This window comes from Donghicola eburneus (genome assembly GCF_900115865.1).
In the GTDB taxonomy this organism is placed as follows: domain Bacteria; phylum Pseudomonadota; class Alphaproteobacteria; order Rhodobacterales; family Rhodobacteraceae; genus Donghicola; species Donghicola eburneus.
Genome location: NZ_FOXY01000004.1, coordinates 267,185 through 290,577, shown reverse-complemented (window position 1 = coordinate 290,577; position 23,393 = coordinate 267,185). Strand labels below are relative to the sequence as shown.

Annotated in this window: 21 protein-coding genes; 11 read left to right on the top strand and 10 right to left on the bottom strand. The window is 57.9% G+C overall.

What is annotated here, in order from left to right; all coding sequences use genetic code 11:
* Window positions 1-24: 24 nt before the first annotated feature.
* Window positions 25-807 carry a 23S rRNA (adenine(2030)-N(6))-methyltransferase RlmJ gene (locus BM225_RS09035; protein ID WP_072709164.1) on the bottom strand — a complete coding sequence of 261 codons (783 nt, stop codon included), beginning with the start codon at window positions 805-807 and terminating at the stop codon, window positions 25-27.
* 158 nt (window positions 808-965) lie between these two features.
* Here BM225_RS09035 and BM225_RS09030 point away from each other — a divergent pair, with 158 nt between their 5' ends.
* The 6 genes from BM225_RS09030 to BM225_RS09005 are packed head-to-tail and all read left to right on the top strand — an operon-like array spanning window position 966 to window position 7,529.
* Window positions 966-2,012: a rod shape-determining protein gene (locus BM225_RS09030; RefSeq protein ID WP_072709162.1), complete on the top strand. Its 1,047-nt coding sequence runs from the start codon at window positions 966-968 to the stop codon at window positions 2,010-2,012.
* Between the two features lie 37 nt (window positions 2,013-2,049).
* Entirely contained in the window at window positions 2,050-3,009 is a 960-nt protein-coding gene (gene mreC / locus BM225_RS09025) for a rod shape-determining protein MreC (protein WP_072709160.1), read from the top strand.
* A complete protein-coding gene (locus BM225_RS09020; RefSeq protein WP_072709158.1) occupies window positions 2,999-3,538 on the top strand; it encodes a hypothetical protein in 540 nt (179 codons plus the stop codon). Before mreC ends, BM225_RS09020 begins: the two co-directional genes overlap by 11 nt.
* Window positions 3,535-5,460: a penicillin-binding protein 2 gene (mrdA, locus tag BM225_RS09015; RefSeq protein WP_072709156.1), complete on the top strand. Its 1,926-nt coding sequence runs from the start codon at window positions 3,535-3,537 to the stop codon at window positions 5,458-5,460. Before BM225_RS09020 ends, mrdA begins: the two co-directional genes overlap by 4 nt.
* On the top strand, window positions 5,457-6,596 hold the full coding sequence (gene rodA, locus BM225_RS09010) for a rod shape-determining protein RodA (protein ID WP_072709154.1): 1,140 nt from the start codon (window positions 5,457-5,459) through the stop codon (window positions 6,594-6,596). Before mrdA ends, rodA begins: the two co-directional genes overlap by 4 nt.
* 3 nt (window positions 6,597-6,599) lie before the next feature.
* Entirely contained in the window at window positions 6,600-7,529 is a 930-nt protein-coding gene (locus BM225_RS09005) for a 2-hydroxyacid dehydrogenase (protein WP_072709152.1), read from the top strand.
* 66 nt (window positions 7,530-7,595) lie between these two features.
* Here BM225_RS09005 and BM225_RS09000 read toward each other — a convergent pair whose 3' ends face one another.
* From BM225_RS09000 to BM225_RS08985, 4 genes are read right to left on the bottom strand one after another with little or no spacing between them, the layout of a single operon-like run.
* Window positions 7,596-8,156, bottom strand: coding sequence for a sulfotransferase family 2 domain-containing protein (locus BM225_RS09000; protein WP_072709150.1), 561 nt, complete (start codon window positions 8,154-8,156; stop codon window positions 7,596-7,598).
* 8 nt (window positions 8,157-8,164) lie between these two features.
* On the bottom strand, window positions 8,165-8,983 hold the full coding sequence (kdsA, locus tag BM225_RS08995) for a 3-deoxy-8-phosphooctulonate synthase (RefSeq protein WP_072709148.1): 819 nt from the start codon (window positions 8,981-8,983) through the stop codon (window positions 8,165-8,167).
* Window positions 8,980-9,780 (bottom strand): 3-deoxy-manno-octulosonate cytidylyltransferase, encoded by an 801-nt coding sequence (locus BM225_RS08990; RefSeq protein WP_072709146.1) that lies wholly within the window; start codon window positions 9,778-9,780, stop codon window positions 8,980-8,982. The genes kdsA and BM225_RS08990 overlap by 4 nt, the downstream gene beginning before the upstream one ends.
* Complete coding sequence (locus BM225_RS08985) at window positions 9,777-10,733, bottom strand: KpsF/GutQ family sugar-phosphate isomerase (protein WP_072709144.1); 957 nt, start codon at window positions 10,731-10,733, stop codon at window positions 9,777-9,779. The genes BM225_RS08990 and BM225_RS08985 overlap by 4 nt, the downstream gene beginning before the upstream one ends.
* Window positions 10,734-10,937: 204 nt before the next feature.
* Between BM225_RS08985 and BM225_RS08980 the strand changes: the two genes are divergently transcribed.
* On the top strand, window positions 10,938-13,097 hold the full coding sequence (locus BM225_RS08980; RefSeq protein ID WP_177218591.1) for a YjbH domain-containing protein: 2,160 nt from the start codon (window positions 10,938-10,940) through the stop codon (window positions 13,095-13,097).
* On the top strand, window positions 13,094-13,744 hold the full coding sequence (locus BM225_RS08975; protein WP_072709142.1) for a YjbF family lipoprotein: 651 nt from the start codon (window positions 13,094-13,096) through the stop codon (window positions 13,742-13,744). Before BM225_RS08980 ends, BM225_RS08975 begins: the two co-directional genes overlap by 4 nt.
* Before the next feature lie 93 nt (window positions 13,745-13,837).
* Here BM225_RS08975 and BM225_RS21565 read toward each other — a convergent pair whose 3' ends face one another.
* Window positions 13,838-14,146 (bottom strand): hypothetical protein, encoded by a 309-nt coding sequence (locus BM225_RS21565; protein ID WP_143095359.1) that lies wholly within the window; start codon window positions 14,144-14,146, stop codon window positions 13,838-13,840.
* Window positions 14,147-14,365: 219 nt separating this feature from the next.
* Here BM225_RS21565 and BM225_RS08965 point away from each other — a divergent pair, with 219 nt between their 5' ends.
* Both BM225_RS08965 and BM225_RS08960 read left to right on the top strand, forming a co-directional pair.
* Window positions 14,366-14,965 (top strand): sugar transferase, encoded by a 600-nt coding sequence (locus BM225_RS08965; protein WP_072709140.1) that lies wholly within the window; start codon window positions 14,366-14,368, stop codon window positions 14,963-14,965.
* Between the two features lie 142 nt (window positions 14,966-15,107).
* Complete coding sequence (locus tag BM225_RS08960) at window positions 15,108-16,991, top strand: polysaccharide biosynthesis protein (RefSeq protein ID WP_092464188.1); 1,884 nt, start codon at window positions 15,108-15,110, stop codon at window positions 16,989-16,991.
* 22 nt (window positions 16,992-17,013) lie between these two features.
* Here the strand turns inward: BM225_RS08960 and BM225_RS08955 are convergent, their stop codons facing one another.
* Together BM225_RS08955 and BM225_RS08950 are read right to left on the bottom strand one after the other, a co-directional pair.
* Window positions 17,014-18,093: a DUF2793 domain-containing protein gene (locus BM225_RS08955; RefSeq protein WP_072709138.1), complete on the bottom strand. Its 1,080-nt coding sequence runs from the start codon at window positions 18,091-18,093 to the stop codon at window positions 17,014-17,016.
* A gap of 142 nt (window positions 18,094-18,235) precedes the next feature.
* Complete coding sequence (locus tag BM225_RS08950; RefSeq protein WP_177218590.1) at window positions 18,236-19,276, bottom strand: polysaccharide biosynthesis/export family protein; 1,041 nt, start codon at window positions 19,274-19,276, stop codon at window positions 18,236-18,238.
* A 228-nt stretch (window positions 19,277-19,504) separates the two neighbouring features.
* On the opposite strand from BM225_RS08950, the gene BM225_RS08945 reads away from it, so the two are divergent.
* A complete protein-coding gene (locus BM225_RS08945) occupies window positions 19,505-20,326 on the top strand; it encodes an NAD-dependent epimerase/dehydratase family protein (RefSeq protein ID WP_072709134.1) in 822 nt (273 codons plus the stop codon).
* A 3-nt stretch (window positions 20,327-20,329) separates the two neighbouring features.
* Here BM225_RS08945 and BM225_RS08940 read toward each other — a convergent pair whose 3' ends face one another.
* Together BM225_RS08940 and BM225_RS08935 are read right to left on the bottom strand one after the other, a co-directional pair.
* Window positions 20,330-21,427, bottom strand: coding sequence for a hypothetical protein (locus BM225_RS08940; protein WP_072709132.1), 1,098 nt, complete (start codon window positions 21,425-21,427; stop codon window positions 20,330-20,332).
* A gap of 126 nt (window positions 21,428-21,553) precedes the next feature.
* On the bottom strand, window positions 21,554-23,344 hold the full coding sequence (locus BM225_RS08935) for a M10 family metallopeptidase (RefSeq protein ID WP_083595764.1): 1,791 nt from the start codon (window positions 23,342-23,344) through the stop codon (window positions 21,554-21,556).
* Window positions 23,345-23,393: the final 49 nt, after the last annotated feature.

Here is a 23,393-nt window from a genome sequence, read left to right as displayed (position 1 = left end):
AGAAAGAGCAGGTGCGGCGAAAGCTCAGCGTTTGAAGAGCTTGTCGACCTGCTTCATCGCGTCTTTAGTCCCCCAAGGCGCGTTCGCGATGTACATGCCAGAGCCGATCATGCGGTGCCCTTCGCGGACGGGCGGGAAACGGACCTCATGCACCATAGCGTTCGGCAGGTTTTGGGACTTCAGCGCGGCGATCATCGGCTTGTGGGCGTCCGAGGTCAGGATTGGATACCACAGGGCGATGATCCCCACGTTCCACTTGCGATGCAGGTTCGCAATCTCGCGCGGGATACGCGCGTAGTCCTCTTTGACCTCGTAGCTGGGGTCGATCAGGCAGAGCCCGCGGCGCGGGGTCGGCGGGCACATGGCTTGGGCCAGTTCAAAGCCATCCTGTTTGTGCACTTTGGCACCCGTTCCGCGCATCGCCGTGCGCAGGGCATCGAATTCACGCGGGTGCAATTCGGCCAGATTGATGCTGTCCATCGGCCGCAAGAGCTGCGACGAGATCATGGGGGATCCGGGGTAGGCCGTTGGGCCGTGTTCCGCGCGGATCGCAGTCACAGCGCGCACATAGGGGTGATCGGCAGGTAGCGCTTTGCGCGCGAGTGCGGATGTGATCCCAGCCTCGGCCTCGCCGGTTTTCACCGCCTCTGGCGCGTCCAGCATGTACAGACCGCGACCCGAGTGGGTCTCGATGTAGGACAGAGGTTTGTCCTTTTGCGTCAAATAGGACAGCACCGCTGCAAGAAGCATGTGCTTTTGCAGATCTGCGGGATTTCCAGCGTGGTAGATGTGTTGATAGGACAGCATAGCGCCTCTTACCCGTGCAAGTGGCCCCATGGAAAGGCGGAATGGTGCTGATTTGACCGTTCTGGCCCCTTTTCCGCAGAGGAATGCGCCCCTATAAGGTCACACGCCTGCCCCTCTGGAGTCGCGGGTACCGAATTATTTAATGTGAGGCCTCCACAATGGCGTTCCTTGGAAGTTTGCAGGGCGTATTTTCATCTGACATGGCGATCGACCTCGGCACCGCCAACACTCTGGTTTACGTGAAGGGTCGCGGTGTGATCCTGTCCGAGCCCTCTGTGGTCGCTTATCACGTCAAGGACGGCACCAAGAAAGTGCTGGCTGTCGGCGAAGATGCAAAGCTGATGCTGGGCCGGACCCCCGGCAGCATCGAGGCCATCCGCCCCATGCGCGAAGGCGTCATCGCGGACTTTGACGTGGCTGAAGAGATGATCAAGCACTTCATTCGCAAGGTGCACAAGCGCTCGACCTTTTCAAAGCCCAAGATCATCGTCTGCGTGCCCCACGGCGCGACCCCTGTTGAAAAGCGCGCGATCCGCCAGTCGGTTCTGTCCGCAGGTGCCCGCCGCGCTGGCCTGATTGCAGAGCCTATCGCGGCCGCCATCGGTGCAGGGATGCCCATCACTGACCCGACCGGCAACATGGTCGTTGACATCGGCGGTGGTACCACTGAGGTGGCCGTTCTGTCGCTGGGTGACATCGTATACGCGCGTTCAGTCCGCGTCGGTGGTGACCGGATGGACGAAGCAATTATAAACTATCTGCGCCGCCAGCATAACCTGCTCATCGGTGAAGCCACCGCAGAGCGTATCAAGACCAGCATCGGCACCGCCCGTATGCCCGACGATGGCCGCGGTGCATGTATGTTGATCCGTGGTCGTGACCTGCTGAACGGTGTGCCCAAAGAGATCGAAATCAGCCAAGGCCAAGTTGCCGAAGCCCTGAGCGAACCTGTCCAGTCAATCTGCGAAGCCGTGATGACCGCGCTGGAAGCGACGCCTCCGGATCTGGCGGCGGACATCGTGGACCGCGGTGTGATGCTGACCGGTGGCGGCGCGCTGCTGGGTGAACTGGATCTGGCCCTGCGCGAGGCAACCGGTCTTGCGATCAGCGTTGCGGACGACAGCCTGAACTGTGTGGCCTTGGGCACCGGCAAAGCGCTGGAATACGAAAAGCAGCTGCGTCACGTCATCGACTACGACAGCTGAGGTGGGCCGCTGCGGCGGCTGCGTGCTGGAGTAAATTTTGGCAAAGCACGGAAACAACGGCGAAGACTATTACGCACCGCTACGCAGATTGGGCTTGGCGGTGCTTATTCTTTTGCTGTCTGCGATTTTCTTGGTCTGGCGGATCGACTCGCCCCGTGTCGAACGCTTTCGCATGGCTGTGATTGACCGCGTTGTGCCGAGCATGGACTGGGCAATGGCCCCCGTGACCGCGACGGTCGAACTGTTTCGCGACCTGCAAAGCTATCGCCGCCTGACCGAACAAAACGCCGAGCTGCGCCGCGAATTGCAGCAGATGAAGGCGTGGAAAGAGGCGGCACTTCAGCTCGAACAAGAGAACGCGCGCCTGCTGGACCTGAACAACATGCGCTTGGACCCCGCGCTGACCAAGATCTCTGGCGAGGTTCTGGCCGATAGCGGCTCCCCTTTCCGTCAGTCGGTTCTGCTGAACGTGGGTGCACGTGACGGGATCGTTGACGGGTGGGCCACCATGGACGGGATCGGCCTTGTGGGCCGGATCGCGGGCGTGGGTGAGCGCACCAGCCGTGTGATCCTGCTAACCGACACCAACAGCCGTGTGCCTGTCAGCGTGCAGCCCTCTGGCCAGCGTGCGATGATCGTGGGCGACAACAGCCCCGCTCCGCCTCTGGAATTCATCGAGAACTCTGATCTGGTGCGCCCCGGAGACCGCGTCGTGTCGTCTGGTGACGGCGGAGTGTTCCCCGCCGGTCTCTTGGTCGGTCAGGTTGCCCAAGACCGCAATGGGCGCCTGCGTGTGCGTCTGGCGGCCGATTATGAGCGTCTGAAGTTCCTAAAGGTACTACGCAGCCAACCCGCCGAAGATATCGGCACCCACGGGGGTCTTGTTGCCCCTCTGACATCGTCCGAAAGTTTCCCCGATGCCGTGGACTTGGGTGTTCCCGTCGACACCCCCGAGTTGAGCACCGGCGAGCCAGAGGCCAGTGCCAATGGCGGATAGCGAGTTTCCGGGCCGCTGGGTCCTGACCCTTGGCTACGTGGCTGTCTGCGCGGCGCTGATGTTCACGCGCCTTTTGCCGCTCGATTCCTTGCCGCCGTCATGGGCGGGGCCTGATCTGGTAATTTGCGTGACCATGGCGTGGATGCTGCGCCGCCCTGATTCGGTCCCGATGGTCGTGATTGCTGCAGTGGCCCTGATGGCGGACCTATTGTTTCAGCGTCCGCCCGGTCTGTGGGCCGCGATTACGCTGGGACTCAGCGACTTCTTGCGCAGACGCGAAGAAGGGCTGCGCGATGCGCCCTTTCCCATCGAATGGGGCGTCGTCAGTCTGGCATTTGTGATCTCCAAGGTGTTGTACCGCGTGATGCAGACATTATTTGTGGTGCCCAACGAGCCTCTGGGGCTAACCTTGACCCAGATCGTTGTCACAATCGCAGCCTACCCGCTGGTCGTCCTGACGCTGAACACCGTTTTCAAATTGCGCAGGGCCGCCCCCGGTGAGGTCGATTCTCTGGGGCACAAACGATGAGACGCAGTGAACGGGACACCAGCCTGAGCCACCGGCGCATCACGCGGCGTGGATTGATCGTGGGCGGACTGCAGGTCAGCTTTATCGCGCTGCTGGCCGCGCGCATGCGGCATATGCAAGTCAATCAGGCCGAAGAATTCCGTCTGCTGGCCGAAGAGAACCGGATCAAGGTCCGCCTGCTGCCCCCTGCCCGCGGCCTTATCATGGACCGCGAAGGCACGCCGATCGCCACCAACGAACCCAGCTACCGGATCGTAATCGTTCCCGAAGATGCGGGCGACGTCGAAGAAGTTCTAAGCCGCCTGTCGCAGATAATCGAACTTAGCGAAGACGAACTGAACCGCGCCCGCCAAGAGATGGAGCGGACACGTTCCGCGCCCTTCCTGCCCGTGACCATCGCAGACCGCGTCAGCTGGGATGCAATTTCCAAGGTCGCTGTGAACGCCCCTGCCCTCCCCGGCATCACGCCCGAGGTTGGGCTGTCGCGCAAATACCCCTTGGGTGGCGATTTCGCCCATGTCGTCGGCTATGTAGGCCCCGTTTCGGACTACGACCTGTCCAAGATAGAAGAGCCTGATCAGCTCTTGCGTATTCCGCGGTTTCAGATCGGCAAGGTCGGCGTTGAAGCCAAGATGGAAGACATGCTGCGCGGCTCTGCCGGTGCCAAGCAGGAAGAAGTCAACGCAGCTGGCCGCGTCATGCGCGAGCTAGACCGCCGCGAAGGGATCGCAGGCGCGAACCTGCAGTTGACCGTTGATCACAAGCTTCAGGGCTACATCCAAGCCCGTCTCGGCAGCGAGAGCGCCAGCGCCGTCGTCATGGACGTGGAAACGGGCGATATCCTGTCCATTGCATCAGCGCCTAGCTTCGACCCGAACCTTTTTGTTCGCGGCATTTCGGTAGCGGACTACTCAATCCTGCGGGACAACGATCACCGCCCCTTGGCGTCAAAAACCGTGCAGGATGCCTATCCGCCTGGCTCGACCTTCAAAATGGTGACCGCTCTGGCTGGGTTGGAAGCGGGGGTTATTACCTCGAACGACACGGCCTACTGCCCCGGCCATTTCGAGGTCGGAGGGCGCCGTTTCCACTGCTGGAAGCGTGGCGGGCACGGCTCGATGGACCTGATTTCGTCCCTGCGTCACAGCTGCGACGTCTACTATTACGACCTCGCGCTGAAAGTGGGCATCGAAAAGATCGCCGAAACGGCCCGCAAACTCGGGCTGGGAGAGCGCTTCGACGTGCCCATGTCCGCAGTCGCCGAAGGCTTGACTCCAGACAAACAATGGAAGCTGGAAGCGCGCGGCGCGGAATGGCTCATCGGTGACACGGTAAACGCCAGCATCGGTCAGGGCTTTGTCCTGACGACACCGCTGCAACTTGCGGTGATGACGTCTCGGATCGCGACAGGCCGCAGGATCATGCCGCGCCTGATCAAGTCCATAGATGGTAAGCCGACAGAGCCCGAAGGCGGCGAAGATCTGGGTCTGAATGAGGATTACCTGCGCCAAGTCCGTCGCGGCATGTTTGCCGTGGTCAACAACCGACGAGGCACGGCCTATCGGTCCCGCATCGCGGACGAGGCAAACCGGATGGCGGGTAAGACCGGCACCGCGCAGGTCAGCAACCGTGTTGTCCGCAATGACGAAGTCCCGTGGGAAGAGCGGGACCATGCCTTGTTCGTGTCGTTCGCGCCCTATGAGCGGCCCAAAATCGCCGTGGCGGTTGTGGTTGAACATGGCGGCGGCGGCTCTTCGGTTGCGGCCCCTATTGCGCGCGACATCACGCTCGAGGCCCTATTCCGCGGACCGCCCCCACCCGAGGCTTATCCCGCAAGCGACCGCGAAAAGAAGATGGAAGAGCGCCAAGAGATTGAGGAACGGCTCAATGCCCTCGGATCCGAAGGCAGCACACGCGCATGAGTTACCTCGAGTATAATGTCAAATACGTGCCTTCGGGCGCGCGCAAGATCCTCTATTTAAACTGGCCCCTGATCCTGCTGATCACTGCTGCAGCCTCAGCGGGTTTTTTGATGCTGTACTCCGTGGCAGGTGGTTCTTTGCGGCCCTACGCATGGGCGCAGATGATCCGCTTCGGGATGGGCATGTTCGCGATGTTCGTTATTGCGATGGTGCCGATCTGGTTCTGGCGCAATGTCTCTGCTGTGGCCTATGGGATCTCGATTGTACTGCTGCTGGTGGTCGAACTTTTTGGCACGGTCGGCATGGGGGCGCAGCGTTGGATCGATATCGGATTCATGCGGCTGCAGCCTTCCGAGTTGACCAAGATCACAGTGGTTATGCTGTTGGCGGCCTATTACGACTGGCTGCCCGTGACCAAGACGTCGCGGCCCCTGTGGGTCTTTATCCCCGTCATGCTGATCATGATTCCGGTCGCATTGGTTCTAAAGCAGCCAGACCTTGGGACGGCCCTGCTGCTGATGATCGGCGGCGGCGCGGTAATGTTTATGGCGGGTGTCCATTGGGCCTATTTCGGCGTGGTGATGGCGTCTGGGGCGGGGCTGATTGCCGCTGTTTTCAACAGCCGTGGCACCCCGTGGCAGCTGATCAAGGACTACCAGTTCCGCCGCATCGACACCTTCCTAGACCCCTCCAGCGACCCCTTGGGCGCGGGATATCACATCACCCAGTCTAAGATCGCGCTCGGGTCCGGTGGATGGACCGGCAAAGGATTTATGCAAGGCACTCAGACCCGACTGAACTTCCTGCCCGAAAAGCATACGGACTTTATCTTTACCACGCTGGCCGAAGAATTCGGGTTCATTGGCGGGGTGTCATTGCTGACGATCTACGGTTTGATCATCGTGTTCTGCATTGCAACTGCGCTGAGCAACCGGGACCGCTATGCATCGCTGCTGACGCTAGGGATCGCGATGACATTCTTCCTGTTTTTTGCAGTAAATATGTCGATGGTCATGGGCTTGGCGCCCGTTGTAGGAGTGCCTTTGCCGCTGGTTAGCTATGGCGGCTCGGCGATGCTGGTCTTGCTCGTGGCCTTCGGCCTTGTTCAGAGCGCTCATGTCCACAAACAGAGGTAACCTATGATCAACGTCCAACTCGCCGCGCCCGCTGCCTACTGGGCCGAATACGAGGCCCCACTGACCAGAGCGTTGAAAGCGGCAGGGATGGATGCGGATCTTTCTATGGATCATGCGCCCGAGGATGTGGATTACATCGTTTACGCCCCCCATCCCGAGATGCAGGATTTCACGCCTTTTAAGCGCTGCAAGGCGGTTTTAAGCCTGTGGGCCGGTGTGGAAAAGATTGTGGGGAATCAAACACTCACGATGCCTTTGACCCGCATGGTGGACCCCGGATTGAAAAAGGGCATGGTCGAGTTTGTGACCGGCCACGTGCTACGCTACCATCTGGGGATGGACCAGCACATTTTGGTGCAAGACGGCGTCTGGCGCCACAAGGCGCCTCCCTTGGCACAGGATCGCAAGGTGACCATTCTGGGACTTGGCGAACTGGGCAGCAGCTGCGCTGAGATGCTGGTCCAGCTCGGATTTCAGGTGCGCGGATGGGCGCGTAGCCCGCGCGAGCTTGCAGGTGTCGCATGTTTCAGTGGCGCCGATGGAATGAAGGCCGCACTAGATGGGGCAGAGATCATCGTTTTGCTACTGCCAGACACGCCCGAAACCGAGAATGTCTTGGATGCAGAGGCTATGTCATGGCTGGCCCATGGGGCATCGATCCTAAACCCCGGCCGAGGGCCCTTGATCGATGACGACGCGCTTTTGGCTGCGTTGGACAATGGGCGGGTGGCGCATGCAACGCTCGACGTTTTCCGCGTAGAGCCTTTGCCTGCCGAGCATCCCTACTGGGCGCATCCGAATGTGACGGTGACACCTCACATCGCGTCGGAAACCCGAGCGGACACTGCGTCCGAAGTGATTGCCGAGAATATCCGGCGTTCCGAGGCAGGGGAGCCCTTGCTTTATGTGGTTGATCGAGCGGCTGGGTACTAAAGGGGGCGCTGCCCCCTCTTGGCCGTTGGCCAATTCACCCTCGGGGTATTTTTACCAAGATGAAGCTTAGGGCGCGATGTAGCCAAGATCCGCGAAATCGCGGGCGTAGAAGGCGCAGAGTTGGTCGAGCAGCGGACCGGTGATGTGCGCCTCCCAGTTGAGGTGCTCGCTGCGATTGGCGTGGGGAATATTTTCGTAGGTCAGGCCAACCTTTTTGGCCAGTCGCGCGATGTCATTGTCGAAATCTTCGAACCGGTACAGGTCGTCCGCTGCGTTCAGGCAGTAGAACCTGTGGGTCTGCTGGATCGTGTGATGGCGGATGATTTCGGGTTTGGTCCGACGCGTGCCTGTGTGGTCAATCGTAACGTTCATCGCGATGGCGGCGAAGTCTTCGATTGAGCCTTTGAACCCGCGATGCTGGTTGAAATAGGAATAGGCCGAGACGAAGCGGTCGAGCGGATGTCGGACAAACGCGAACTTGTAGAGGTTGCGCCATTCGGGGCGCATTTCGCCGAAGGCGCGGCCAGAGAAGCGACCGTCCCACAAGTGCCGGCGGATCGTTGTGCCGCCGGTCTTGTGGATGTGGATGATGACACAATCCGGATTATGGAGCCGGAAATTGGCCATGCTTCGGGTCAGCCCTTGGTCAGGTCGTCATAGGCCTTGAGTCGTTTTAGCAGAGCCGTCATTTCCGCCAGCGGGACCATATTTGGGCCGTCCGAGGGGGCGTTGTCCGGGTCCTGATGGGTTTCGATGAAGACTGCGGCGGTGCCCACCGCCAGCGCCGCGCGGGCCAGAGGTTCGACGAATTCACGCTGACCACCGGTCGAGGTCCCCTTGGAGCCCGGCATCTGGACCGAGTGGGTGGCGTCGAACACGGTTGGGTAGCCCGTTTCGGCCATGATCGGCAGGGCGCGCATGTCGGACACCAGCTGGCCGTAGCCAAAGGTCGTGCCGCGCTCGCAGAGCATGATGTTCTCGTTGCCGGTGCTCTCGATCTTTTTGACCGCGTTGCCCATGTCCCAAGGGGCAAGGAACTGGCCCTTTTTCACGTTCAAGGCTTTGCCGGTTTCACCAGCGGCGAGCAGCAGGTCGGTCTGGCGGCACAGGAACGCGGGGATTTGCAGGATGTCGCAGACCTCGGCGGCTTTGGCGCAGTGCCACGGCTCGTGGACGTCGGTGATGGTGGGAACGCCGAATTCTTCGCTGATGGTGTTCAGAACCTCTAGACCCTTTTCCATGCCAAGGCCGCGTTCGCCGGACAGGGAGCTGCGATTTGCCTTGTCATAGCTGGCCTTGAAGACCCACTGGATGCCCGAGGCCGCGCAGGCTTCGGCGATGCCGGTGGCCATCATGCGCGCGTGGTCTAGGCTTTCCAACTGACAGGGGCCGGCGATCAGTACGAAGGGCAGGTTTTGGGCGATGCTGATGTCGCGGACGGTGACGGTTTTCATGCGGTGCCTTCCTTTTTCAGCACGGATTCGATGCGTTCCACATCGACGGGGTTGTTCAGTTCCCAGAATACGCGGCCACGGCCTTCGACCTGCACGCAGGCGACAGACTGGCCGTTCTCGAGGAAGCGCAATTGCTCCAGACCTTCGAGCTTTTCCAGCGTGCCTTCGGGCCATGACATATAGGCTTTCAGGGCAGCGGGGCGGTAAGCATAAACGCCGACGTGGTGGAACACAGGGGTGTTGTCGTGGGTCGCGGGATCTTCGCCGGTGTAGGGCACGACCTCTTTGGAGAAGTAGAGCGCGTGACCGTAGGTGTTGAACACGGCGGTGGTGCCGCCCACGCGGCGGGCGCGGCGATCCTCTCGGAAGTTGTTCAGCGTCTCGGCGTCGCAGCGCAGGACGGGGGTGGCGACGGGCAGATCGGGGTCGGCCTTCATCGCGTCGATCAGGGCGGTCAGGAACCAGACGGGGGTCAGGGGCGCGTCGCCCTGTAGGTTGACCACCAGATCGGTATCCTCGGGCAATTGAGCGACGGCTTCAGCGCAGCGCTCGGTGCCGTTCTTGGCGAATTCCGAAGTCATCAGGACATCTGCGCCGAACGCTTTGGCCGCGTTGGCGATCCGATCGTCATCGGTGCAGACATAGACCGCATCGACGCCGGGGGTCGCCTTGGCCACTTCCCACGAGCGCTGGATCAAGGACTTCGCGATGCCGGTCGCGCCATGCAATTGAACCAGCGGTTTGCCCGGATAGCGGGTCGAGGCGTAACGGGCGGGGATCAGGATAACAGTGCTCATGCAACACCTGCGCGCAGACAGTCGTGGATATGGATAATGCCCCGCAGCACACCCTCTTCGGTGGTGACGCAAAGCGTTGTAATTTTGTTGTCGTTCATGATCCCCAGCGCCTCGGACGCGAGGGCAGTCTCGCGGATCGTGCGGGGACCACGAGTGGCGACCTGACCGGCGGTTTTCTCCATCAGACCATCAAGGTTCCGGCGCAAGTCGCCGTCGGTGATGATGCCGTTCAGTTTGCCGTTCTCGGTCAGGGCGACAATGCCGAGTCCCTTGGCCGACATTTGCACCAGCGCATCGCCCATAGTGGTCTCTTCGTCCACGAGCGGCAGCTCGTCGCCTTTGTGCATCAGGGCCGCGACAGGCAGAAGCTGCGCGCCAAGGCTGCCACCGGGGTGGAAGGCTAGGAAGTTCTCTTTTTCAAAGCCACGAATACGCATCAGGGCGACCGCGACCGCATCCCCCAGCGCCATGGTCAGCGTGGTCGAGGTGGTCGGCGCCATGCCAATCGCGCAGGCTTCGGGAGCATTCGGGAGTTGCAGCAGATAGTCCGACTGCTGCGCCAAAGTGCTGTCCGCGTTCTTGGTAATTGCCACCATCTTGATCCCGAAACGGCGGGTGTGGGCGATGATGTCGGCCAGTTCCTTGGTCTCGCCCGAGTTCGAGATCAGGATCACCACGTCGTTCTTTGTGATCATCCCCAGATCGCCGTGGCTGGCTTCGCCTGGGTGCACAAACTGCGCGGGGGTACCAGTACTGGCAAAGGTTGCTGCCATTTTCGCGCCCACATGGCCAGATTTGCCCATGCCAGACACGATCACCCGGCCCGTGCTTGCTTGAATCAGTCGCACCACTGCCGGAATTTGCGCCGGTGGTGCGTCAGCCATCAGGGACAAAGCTGCAAGCTCTGTTTTCAGGACATCCTGCGCGAATTGCGAGATTTCGTTCTCTGTCATGCTGCTTGTCTATCCGGGTCGTCGTTAGAGCCCATGCACTATCAGGTATTCTTGGGCAGCAAAATGCTTTTCCCAAAGCAAAACTTCGCACACCACCACGTAACAACGGTTGGACGAATGCGTGATCAGCCGCTAATGTCGGGTGCGCACAGTCCCTTGCAATCGGGCTTGCAGAAAGAAACCTGGACTTCATGGACGATCGACGTGGTTAAAGTACTGGCGCGCAGTTCTTCGCGCATCCGGCAGCCTCTGGCGCGCGCAGTTTGCGCGCTTTGCTGCGTCTTCGGCACGTTGCCGGCTTGGTCGGCAGATGGATCATCTGAAACAAACTATACGATCTGGGGCACCCCCGGCCTGATTACCTTGCCTGACGCCAAACTGGCACCGAATGGCGAGGCCGCGTCGACCTTTGGTTATATGCCGGGCACGACGACCGTTGGCCTGACATTCCAGTTTTCCGACAGAATTACTGCGACCTTCCGCTATGCTGGCGTCGATGGTGCGATCAACCCGTTTCAGGGCCAAGACACCTATTACGACCGCAGCTTTGACTTCCGATATCAAGTGCTAGATGAGGGCCGATATTTACCCGCCGTCGCCGTTGGCCTGCAGGACTTTGCGGGCACGGGCCTTTATTCCGGCGAATACGTGGTTGCGACCAAAACCGTCGCACCCGGATTTTCGCTGACCGGCGGGATCGGCTTTGGTCGTTTGGGTAGTTACAATCCACTCACCACAATCGGCGAGCGCCCGTCCCGTTTGATTGATGAGATCGGCACAGGTTCCTTCGTTTTTGAGGGGCGCGGCGGTACGTTCAACTTTAACCAGTGGTTCCGCGGTGATGTCGCTCCCTTTGCCGGTCTGAGCTGGGACGTAAATGACAAATGGCGGTTCGTGGCGGAATACTCCAGCGATGCCTTTGACGCCGAAGAGGCTGCGGGTTTCTACAAGAACCGGACGCCGCTTAATTTCTCTTTGACCTATGACTTGGGTGCCGACAGCCGCGTTTCTCTGTATTCACTCAACGGCGACAAGTTCGGGGTACAGGCGACCTTCTCGATCAACCCGCGCGAACCTGCCATGAACACCGGTATCGAAGAGGCCCCTCTGCCGATCCGCAAGCGCGCGCCCGGCGAAAGCGAATTGTTGGGGTGGACAGAGCTCGGCGATGCGGTGCTGCCCACGATCCGCGAGAACCTGAAGCGCCAGCTTGATCGCGACCAATTGCGGATCGCTGGCCTTGAGGTATCGGGGCGCGAGGCAACACTTCTGCTCGAAAACCCGCGATACGGGTCCGAGCCCCAAGCCATCGGTCGCGCAGCCCGTGCAATGGCAAGCCAGCTGCCCTATTCGATCGAGACAATTCACATTATCCCGGTCTCAAATGGTATGGGTCTGTCACGGATCACGTTCCAACGCTCTGACCTCGAGAATCTGCAGTTCAGTACTGTAGAGGCCATCAAGGAACGTATGGTGATCGAAGACACGCGAGGGCACATGATCGCCTTTGATGACGATAAGTATCCTTCGTTCGACTATGGCTTTTCTCCCTACATCCAGCCCGGGTATTTCGACGTTTTCCAGCCTCTGCGTGCCGACTTTGGTATCCGCTTTCGCAACACCCTTCGCTTGAGCAAGAATTTCAAAATTGGCTCTTCCTTCACATACCGATTGGCTGGGGACTTGGCGGGATCAGAACCGGATTTCGACGGCGTCGTGCCACCTGTCCGCACTTTGGGGCCGCTCTATTTCGAGGATCCGTTCGGTGTAGAGTCCCTTGCGCTCTACTACACAGCGCACCCGTTCAAGGACATCTACGTGAGCGGCCGCGTCGGCTATCTGGAAAACATGTATGGCGGTGTGTCCGGCGAGGTCCTCTGGAAGCCAGTCGACAGCCCTTTGTCGCTCGGGATTGAAGTATCCCGTGTCAGGCAGCGTGGGTTCGACCGCCTGTTCGACTTCCGCGATTACGAGGTCACGACGGGCCACGTTTCCGCCTACTATGACTTCGACAACGGCTACTTTGCCAAACTCGATGTTGGCCAATATCTGGCAGGCGACAAGGGCGCCACGCTGCTGGTCCAACGGACTTTCGACAACGGCTGGGCTTTTGGCGCCTTTGCCACGCTCACAGACATTTCGGCCGAAGACTACGGCGAAGGCAGCTTTGACAAAGGCATCATGTTCACCATGCCGCTCAGCTTCACCCTTCAGGAACCGAAGCGAACATCATACACCGAGGTTGTCCGACCGCTACAACGGAACGGTGGTGCAAAACTCAGTGTGAACGACCGTTTATACGGTGGGCTCGCGGATTATCATCGCCCCTCTCTCGATCAGGAATACGGAAGGTTCTGGCGATGACGTCGCTTGTGCGTTTGATCACTGTAATTATGGCCGTTGGGCTTGTGGCATCCTGTGGCTCGGACCGCCAAGAATCGAGGCTTGAGCTGTTCAGCCGTATCGGAGCCAATTGGCGCACAAGCCTGAGCGATACTGAGCAGCAGAGCAACGCGGCCCAACTGCGCGCCGCCGTCCCAGCTCTGTTGGAGCAGGTGCCAGCGCCCATGATTTTAATGACCCAACGCACGATTAACGGCGCAGGCATCTTTGTCCTAAATACCGAGATTGGGAATTATCGGGTCTTCAGTTCCAGCGACGACATGACCGTCACGCTCGAAGGCGGCGTCTTGGCCGAAACTCGCAGGCTCGGCGACGATTTGATGTCCTCGGAAAACGGGCCATTACCAAGTTTGCTCGCGACGCGTTCGGAGGGCGACTATCAACGGGTGCTGCGCACGCTGGACGGCGAAGGGCACGAAATCTCGGTGATGTATGACTGCCGGCTGAGCCAAACCGCTCCTGATCGTATGATCGAAAACTGTACGACGCCGGGTCGCGCATTTAAGAATGTGTACGAGTACATCCCGGGGGCGCCGCTGCTGGCTCGGTCAGAGCAGTGGCTCAGTAATGACCACGGACACCTGAGCATTGAGCACCTACGCCACTGATCACGTTTGACTCCTCAGGGCATTTGCAAAGCAATCAAGATACAAAAAACGCGGCCCATAGGCCGCGCTTAGAATTCCACCTATCAGCACCAATTAGTTGGTGGTGGTGGTGGTGGTGGTCGAAGAATCGTCGCTCGAATCGCTGTCTTGCGCGGCAAGGTACGATGCCAGAGCGGCGCCAGTCAGAACAACACCGCCAACGATAACCAATGCACTTGCGCCTGCAATGCCAGCCAGACCACCGGCCGCACCGCCGACACCCAGACCAACACCAGCGCCGCCACCTGCGCCACCGCCTGCACCACCGGCCTGAGCCGCTGCAGCGTCTGCCTGTGCCAGAACTGCGGTCGAGGTCGAGGCTGCAAGAGCAAATGCAGCAGTAAGAGTAATAATCTTCGTCATCTTGCTATCTCCAAAGCGTGATTCCCCGTTCGCCCCAGACGCAAACAGGTCTAGCCTTATCCATCGCACAGGATTGTAAATTTGGCCAGCAACATTTGCTCTCAGGTTCAAGCTAAAAAAGGAAGTGTTGCAATTTCGATGAGGAATCGTGCAACAACATCTTGACCTCTCAGTTTCGGTCATCTTCTGCGACTACGACAGCTTCTAAGTGAATTTCCGATGCCGTTCTCAAAACGCCTGTTTGATTTGGTTTTTTCTTTGTTTTTGCTGCCATTTCTCACTCCTCCTATCCTGCTGATATATTTAGCGATTATTGTAAGCGACGGTTTCCCAGGCTTTTATCGCTCCGAGCGCATGAAGGACGCGCGCACGGGTTTCACTCTATTGAAGTTCAGGTCGATGAAAGTAGTGAGCCAAGACACCGGCGTATCAGGCGGAGATAAAACCGCTCGCATCTTTCCGGTGGGCAAGTTCCTGCGCAAGTATCGGCTAGATGAACTTCCGCAAATTTTTAACGTTATTCGCGGCGACATTAGTTTCGTGGGTCCAAGGCCACCGTTACGACAATACGTAGAAAAATTCCCTGACATTTATACTCAGGTGTTGAGATCACGGCCAGGAATCACCGGAATGGCCACAATTTTCTACCACAAACACGAAGAGTCACTCTTAGAATCTTGCGCCTCGGCCGAGGAGACCGACGCTATTTACTCTGGTAGATGCGTCCCCCGCAAAGCGCAGCTCGATTTAATTTACCAAAGAAATAGAAACCTTTGCATGGACCTTTGGTTGATCAAAAAAACGGCTTTGCGCAAATAGTCGCCTGCGAATCCACGAAACTCTGCCACAACTTTAGCTGTAAGGTGGCTTCGAGCGCGAGACTCGCGTATATCAACAATAGAAGTGTTTTTACCTCGTAATTGTTTACCTGGTCTGTCGTCCCGGCATTCGGAAAATTTAAATGCTCATTTACAATCTGCTGATGCGGATGACCCGCGCACACAAGACACTCCTCATCCTCGCATTGGATGTGATCTTAGCGCCAATCTCTCTATACTGCGCATTCGAGCTAGTCGGTTTGTCATCAGTTGTTGTGGACCTGAATGCTATCGCAACGGCATTCCTCTTTGGCAGCGTTGCGCTGTTCGCAATGGGTGCTGCTCTTCTTCTTGGCCTGCATCGTGTCCGTTTGAACAGCTATGATATGGCGTGCGCGGGCCTCAGTTCGTTGGCAGCGGTGACAGTTGCTGTGCTTGGCGCCGTCACTGTTCACCTAGCTGGAATTGACATACCGATTCGTGCCTGGATTGCCGCGGCAGCCTGCAACAGTCTACTAAGCATCGGGGCGCGTGCGCTCGTGCGACAGATGCTTCTAGCGGTTTATCGCAAGGGGGATAACCGTCTGCGAATTGTAATCTACGGTGCGGGGCAAACTGGCCAACAGCTGGCGGCTGCACTGAAGACGGACCGCTCGGTTGAGATTATCGGCTTTGTTGATGACAACCCCACCTTACAAAGCCAAACTATTTCCGGCCTTAAAGTTCACTCGCCAATCAAGGTCAAAGCGCTCTGCGACAAGCGCCAAGTGGATCGCGTGATCCTTGCGATGCCCTCGGTCAGCCTACCGAGGCAGCGTCAAATTTCCCGCCGCTTGAATGAGATGGGCTGTGAAACACGTCTGTTGCCTTCTTTCGCGGAAATGATGAACCGTACGGCCAATAGCGAAGAGCAGCGTTTCGACGCAAACGCGGTGTTGAACCGTGCCCGGTTGGAGGATCAGATTCCCGAAACCGGCGAAAGCTACGAAGGCAAGGTCGTGATGATCACCGGTGCGGGTGGTTCGATTGGTTCTGAGCTTTGCCGCCAGATCTTTTCCTGCAAGCCGAAGAAGATCGTGCTGGTCGATCATAGCGAATTTGCACTCTATGCGATTTCGAAGGAACTGCATGCACTGAATCGCAGAATCAAGATCGCCTCAGTCCTGATGTCAGTGACGGACCGGAAGGGCATTGAGCGAGTTATGCGGAGCAAAGGGGTTCAAGTCGTCCTTCATGCAGCCGCCTATAAACATGTGCCGATTGTCGAAAACAACGAACTCGCCGGTTTGTGGAACAATGTCTTTGGGACGAAGATCACAGCCGAAGCTGCGCGATCTGTAGGCGTAGAACGCTTTATCCTTGTTTCGACAGACAAGGCTGTGCGCCCATCAAACGTGATGGGCGCCTCCAAGCGATTGGCAGAGCTCGTGATACAAGATCTCGCGACGCGCAGCTCTGGGACGCGCTTTTCGATGGTCCGTTTCGGTAACGTACTCGGATCTTCGGGCTCAATCATTCCGCTGTTTGAAGAGCAAATTGCATCCGGCGGTCCGGTGACTGTTACGCACCCCGAGGTCACCCGCTTCTTTATGACCATCCCAGAGGCATCGCGACTCGTGCTGCTGGCAGGATCGTTCACGCGCGGTGGGGACGTTTTCGTTCTGGACATGGGGCAGCCCGTACGGATCGCGCAGGTGGCCCGTCAGATGATCGAAGCAGCGGGATATTCCGTACGCGATCATGACAACAAGGATGGCGATATCGAGATTCGCTATATTGGGATGCGCCCAGGAGAGAAGTTGCACGAGGAATTACTCATCGGGCAGGACATGCTTACCACGCCCCACCCGAAAATCTTGCGCGCCAGAGAAGGTCGCTTGTCCGAAATCCAAGTCGCCTCCGCTTTGAATGATATCCGCCTCGCCATAGAAAGCGGAGATTCCGAAGCTGCGCGCGCTGCCGCTTTCAAGTGGTCAATGCCAACAGACGACTACAAAGACGCGTCGACAGCACAGCTGATTTCGTAAACGACCACTCGCGACGCTGAGCCTAAATCCAGCGCCCAATCGCAGTGCAGTGCAGTGTCAAGCTGCCTGTCACGGAGTAAGCGCTCAGGACCTGAAGCTCTGCTTGGTGGCTGGCGGGTTCAGTCCCGCCCAAAGTCCCCCAAACGCCGCTTGCGCCGGACACGCTGACCGAAATGGAGGGCGGCTCTGCGAATTGCGCCGGGAACGTCCAAGTGGCAGCAGCCGAGCTATAGAGCGCGCCCATCGCGGAGGTTGCATCCGTCACATCAATAGTCCCCAAGCAAATTTGTGTGCCGTCCACAAATTTGACGACGGAACCGGCGCCAGAATGAGAAGACTCAATAATCGCGCCAGAGGGGATACCGTTGCTCATACCAACAGCACCGAGAACGTTGCCAGGACAATAGCCGTAGTCAGAGCGCATCAATCGCCCCTCGGTCGTATCCTCTGCCGAAGTCTGGACCGCAGCCCCTGTGAGGTGTCCAGTTTGTGGGTCTACCACGATCGCATCCAGCCAAGTCCCTCCATCAGCGGACACCTTTACGTGGACTGCATCATCGCCACAGAGGCCAATCTCTGCGCGGCCAGACCAATTCGACTGCAGGACAAGGCTGGCTGTGTCGCCAGCACCCGCTTTGTTGACCTTGAGTTGATGGTTGTTGCCTTCGTGGGTCAGCAAAGTAGCCTGCGCGCTCACGATCAATCGGTTTGTCATATCGGCTGTCGCATTAACACCGACCGCAGGCAAATTCTTGAGATCCAGCGGCACGGGCATCCAAGCGTCATTTTGATAGACGATATGCCTCTCGTTGGCAGCGTCCCAAGCAAACCAACCTTCTGAAGGCTGCAGGTAAACCCAACCGCTTTGGGTATAGGTCGCGACCATTCTAGGGTTGTTCACCCAATCGCCTGTTGCGCTGTCAGACGTGAAATAGCTATGGCCCACGACAGGCTCAGACGGCGGTGCTGCCTGAAAAATACTCTGAAGCACCATCTGCACAGCCCCATCCAGCCGCAGAAGAGCCTCGTTATGGGTGACGTGTTTCTGGGCTTGGGCGGGCAGGATCATCGGCAGGTCAAGCCGAGGGGACGCGCTGGTCATGGACACTCTCCGTTTTTTCGATGCACGGAGAAAACCGACCTTAGGTTAACATGTCTGAAGGAACCTTGGCGCTGCATTCATCCCATTTTAACGGACACGGGCGCCCAAAGACGCCCGCTTCATGCTGCCAACCAGAAATGAGTTAGTTCGCTAGATTCTGCGCCTGTACAAAGGTCGCCCCGCTTGCGCGGAACACATCAAGGAAGTTGTTGATCAAGACCAGTGGCGATTCCGAGGCGTAGACAATGTCGCCAGGGAAAACTTCGAACTTCTGTGCTGCGAACAATCCATCGGCGTTGGTCATATCCAACGCAAAGATCACCAAGTCTTTGTCCGGCCCGTGTGTATCGAGTCGCACTGCATTGTGCTCATACTGGCGCAAAACGAGCAAACCCTTGGGGTTTGCGCGCGTGTCTGTCAGACCGCCAGCATTTGTGACGGCCTGAAGCGCAGTCATCGGCGGATACTTCAGAGGGACTTGCATCTCGCGTCCTGTCGCCCCCATGACTGTCACATTTTGGGGCAGATCGGTGACCAGTACCTTGTCGCCACCACGCAAAGCGGTATCCAGCGCACTGTTCTCGGTCAGTTCGGATGCAAAGATTTCGTAGGTCCCACCCCCACGCATCAGTCGAACCACAGGGTTCTGGATACTATCGGCTACACCACCCGCATCTGCGATCAAGTTTAGGACGCTGTAGCTCCGATCCGTTAGGGGATAAGCGCCTGGACGCGACACGCCATCGACGGCACGCGCAATATTGTTCTGACCCGGCTGAGCAGAGACGAGCACTTGCACCGAAGGCGCTATGCTCTCCATCTGCCGCGCAATCGTGTTTCGAGCACTTTCGATCGTTTTGCCAGCAACTTGCACATTGCCGATATAGGGCAAGTAAACACTGCCTCCGGATGAGACTCTGATATTCTGAACGCGCGCTTCTTTTTGTCCAGTGCCCGTCAACAGGGAGTCTTCTTGGCTATCCCAAATGCTCAGCGACAGGATATCGCCCGAGCGAATGATATAGTCGGACGCACCTCGGCTTCCGCCGATCCACCCATGCTTTAGACCGCCACCAGTCCGCGGCCACTTCTCGACCATGGCTAGGGAGGTGGGGTTTAGATCGACGACATCAAAGCTCGCGTCTTGGCTGTTAGAGCCCCTGAGAACTTCTGATTTTGTCACCGCACCTCGCGGAACGATACAGCCTGAGATGGCTGTAACCAGAACAAGGCTTAGAAAAAGGCGCAGCATCGGGAAACCTTAAAGCATTTATCAATTGGCTGAGTTGATGCCATTTTTTGCGCTTCGCTCCAAGACAAGCTTTGCGATCAAGGCTAGAAAGATGCTCAAGCAACACGGGATGTTTGCCAATATCGGCGCAAATCATCCGATAGAGGGATATCATCAGGGATGCTCGAAACTCCGGTTCTGGTAACGGGTGCAAACGGTCAGGTCGGACGCCGCGTGCTAAAGGCGTGGAAGCGCGAGCGACCGTCCTTTCACGTTGCAGCGGTCGCACGCGAGAGCGGACAAATGTGGCAAGCGTGGACGCCAGACATGCCGCCCGTCGTTTCACAGGCTCGCGCTGTCGTTGGCCTCTGGGGTGTCTGTTTCGGAACGCTAGAAGAAACCCGCGTGAACCTTGATCTGGCACGCGCGGCGCAGTCACTGGCAACTCAAACCGGCGCGGATCGTGTGATCCATTTGTCGACGCAATCGGTCTATGGCCGCTCTTGCTTGTTGGCCAGAGAGGCACAAGTGCTGACACCGGCAAGCCCTTATGGCCAAGCCAAGGCCGAAATGGAGGATATGCTACGCGGCACCGACGGGCCTCGGCCGATTATCCTGCGGGTTGCGAATGTGATCGGCGCAGATGCGATCTCTAGATCCTTGGCAGGTACAGCGCCCATCGTCCTAGATCGTTTTTCCGATGGTTCTGGGCCCGTCCGCAGTTTCGTCGGAATTGCGGATTTGGCACGGATCATCGCAGCGTTGTGCACCTGCCCTCTCGAAGACTGCCCAGACATCCTGAATGTGGCCGCGCCTGTAGACCTGCCTATGAATGCGATTCTTGATGCTGCGGAACGCGATTTCCACTGGAAAGAAGCACCAGAGGGCGCATTGCCCGTCGCGACAGTTTCAACCCAAAAGCTGCAACAAAGCTGGTTGCCCCGGCCGCAGGCCTGTACGGCTGAGGCGCTTTACCACGATTGGCAGATGTTCCGCGACTGACTGTTACAGCGCGAAATTCTCGATGAAGGTTCGGGCATCGGCGTCAGAAAGACTCCGCAGATGCGATTTGAGCTTCAACACAGCCTCGGCAGTTGCCTCGGCCTCTGGAATGGGTCTCTCGCGGAGCATGTTCTGCAAGTTCGCGAAAAAGGGTGTTTGCCCCGTCATATCGCAGAGGAACTCATGAACATCCTCAAAACGGTCAAACATTTCAGCTCGAAGCACAGAGCCATACATCTCGATGTCCGATGACTTCGGCAAATCGAGTTCAGGCGTTATGACTTCCAAGAAAGTTCGCAAATTTTGCGCAACTTCGGGCATCAGCTGTGCATTACCACGCCGCACAATCTCTTGCACCGCGCGGTGCATAGTGGGGTTCTGGGGCGCTGGCGTTGTCAGATTCCGAGGAAAGTTCAGACAAGACTGCTCTTTGAAGTCAGCGATGGTGCCTTCGGATCGCACCGCTGAGAAGTCCCGTAACACGAAGTCCGCTTCGGGCATCGCCTGTGCCCAAGGTTCCAGAATCTGACTGTAGTCGAAATGCGTGGTGTCGTAATAGGACTGCAATCCGCCACGCCCCAAGGGATGCAATCGCTCGCCAGCCTTCAGGCGCTCTCCATGCCAGCTTGCCAGATAATTATCAACGCGACGCAAGTTTGCGATAATCCGAAAATCAGCATCGGGGAATTCATCAATAAGGGTCTGAATCAAGCGGGGACTGATCACTCCAAATGTCGAGAACACTTCGGACGCGAGGATCACAGCCTCTGGCTGCACAAATTCGATCTGCTTTTTGATGGCACGGAACATCTGACGTGTGCGTGGCAGTCCAGTGTGCTTAGGCGGCACAAATCGGTTCTCGTCGACCTCGGAAATCATCTTGTAGGCAAAGGCATTGTGCGCCTCGCGGGCGTTTACCGGCAACGGAATATCGTCGATATCGCCAATGATCGCCTTGGAGACCATGAAAGATAGGCCCTCAGCCTCGATCATGGGATACAGAATGCCGGATTGGATCAGCCGCACGTAGTTCCGGTACAAAAAATCCTGAAGCTGACTGGAGCCCACTTTGTGCGGACCGATGAAAATCACAAATTGCATCTGCGCGAGTCTCCGCGGCTATCGGTCATCCGGATCGCACGCGTCGAAATGCAGTGGCGTGCCCCCTGTCTCTAGCGGCCTCGCTTGAAAAAGACCAGCATTGGGCGGGACGTAGCGCCTAAAGGATCAGAAAAGCTCGGAGTTGCTAATGATGGTGTCCAGATCAGTTACACCTTGGATCAGTAGCATGTCGCCCGAGTCGAACGTGAGCACGGCGTTGCCATCCACGACGCTGAGATGATCGCCAAGATCAAAGCTCTCGTCATCGCCATCGGTCCACAGGTTCGTTTTGAGCTTGAGCATATCGCCATCGCTTGCAGTGAAGTCCGTGATGGTGTCGCTGCCATGATTGGCCGAGAAGACAAACGTATCCGCGCCACTTCCGCCAGTGAGGCTGTCATCCCCCAAACCTCCGATCAGAGTGTCGTCGCCGTCGCCACCGCCCAAGGTATCGTTGCCGAGATTGCCTAGCAGTCTGTCGTTACCTTTGTTTCCGTAGACTCGGTCATCCCCGCTGCCACCAAGCACCTTGTCACGACCACCGCCGCCAAGCAGCAGGTCGTCGTCGCCTTGGCCAAAGAGCTTGTCACGCTTGCCATTGCCGGAAATGGAGTCTTCACCGTCACCGCCAAACAGTTTGTCTTTGCCGCTGCCACCCTGCAACGTATCCGCCCCCTCGCCCCCATACAATCGGTCGTTCTGGCCATTGCCGACAAGCGAGTCATCTCCGATTCCACCGTAGAGCTGGTCTCGGCCACCGCCACCAAAGAGACGGTCGTTACCGTCTTCCCCCTGCAACGTATCGTGACCCGCATAACCATAGATGCGGTCGCTGCCCTGGCCTGCGTTCATCAAGTTGTCAGCACCGTTTCCTGACAGGGTGTCATTCCCCCCGCCAGAATAAACATTTTCGATGATGGTACCGCGAGCGATCGCGACGATGCCGTCATACCCACCCACATTCGAGAAGCTCTCTTGGGCCAAGTCGATGTAATCAGCGGTCGATAGCGTGCTGAAATCGATCGTATCCACACCGGACTCGTCATAGAACGTGATCGCAACAGCATCACCGCCGTATTTTGCCGAGGTCTGCCCCGTGATGGCGTCCTCCAACAACTCGCCAAAGATATTGTTCAGATTTGTCCCGACCCCGTAGACGGTATCGCCAGCTGTCGCAGAAGAGGACCCTGCCGCGCCATAGATCGTCTGGATCGCAAGGATGTCAGCCATCATCGCCGTCACAGGGTCAGCATAATCTCCGTCGATGGTCGGGTTTTCTGTCTGACTGAAGTAGGACATCACAGACATCTGGTAGCTGTCGTTCGCAAACACAGCGTCATCAGTGTACGAGGCATAACCGTTATAGTCGCCCATGTGCCCCAGCCCCAAGGCATGGCCTATCTCGTGGACATAAGTGCTGAACGCGTAGCTGTCGATTGTGGTGCCGTAGGAGTCGAGCCAGCTCTCTGACACGTTCACAAAGGCGCTGGTAATCGTCTCTCCAGTGTAGCTGGTGTTGCAGTAGGCGCCCGAATAATCGTCCGAGAAAGTAATATCCGCAGTGCTCGTCGTCTCGATGAATTGGATGTCGGCAACCATTTCCCACATCTCAAAGGCCCATCTGGCCAACTGCTGGCCTTCGGACGTGAGGTCCGTAAGATCCACAGTAATGACCGTAGTCGAATTCCCGTCCGCAAAGGACCGCTGCGGGGCCCCACTCCCAGCCCAATACCCTTCGATCAGATAATCGGCCAGATCGTCCAACGTCCCGTCTGTAAGCTCTGCACTAGAGCCAGACGAACCGCTCGAAAAACTTACGCTATCCGTGCCAGTCGTGGCGTCTTCGACCGTCAAATCAGAGGGGGGAAAATCGCAATCCCCTGTCTGAGGTCTGAGTTCTTGGCAGATGGTGCACATGGTGTCCCCGGTCCGAATAATGGGCTGTGAAAAGCACTGAGAATTTAAC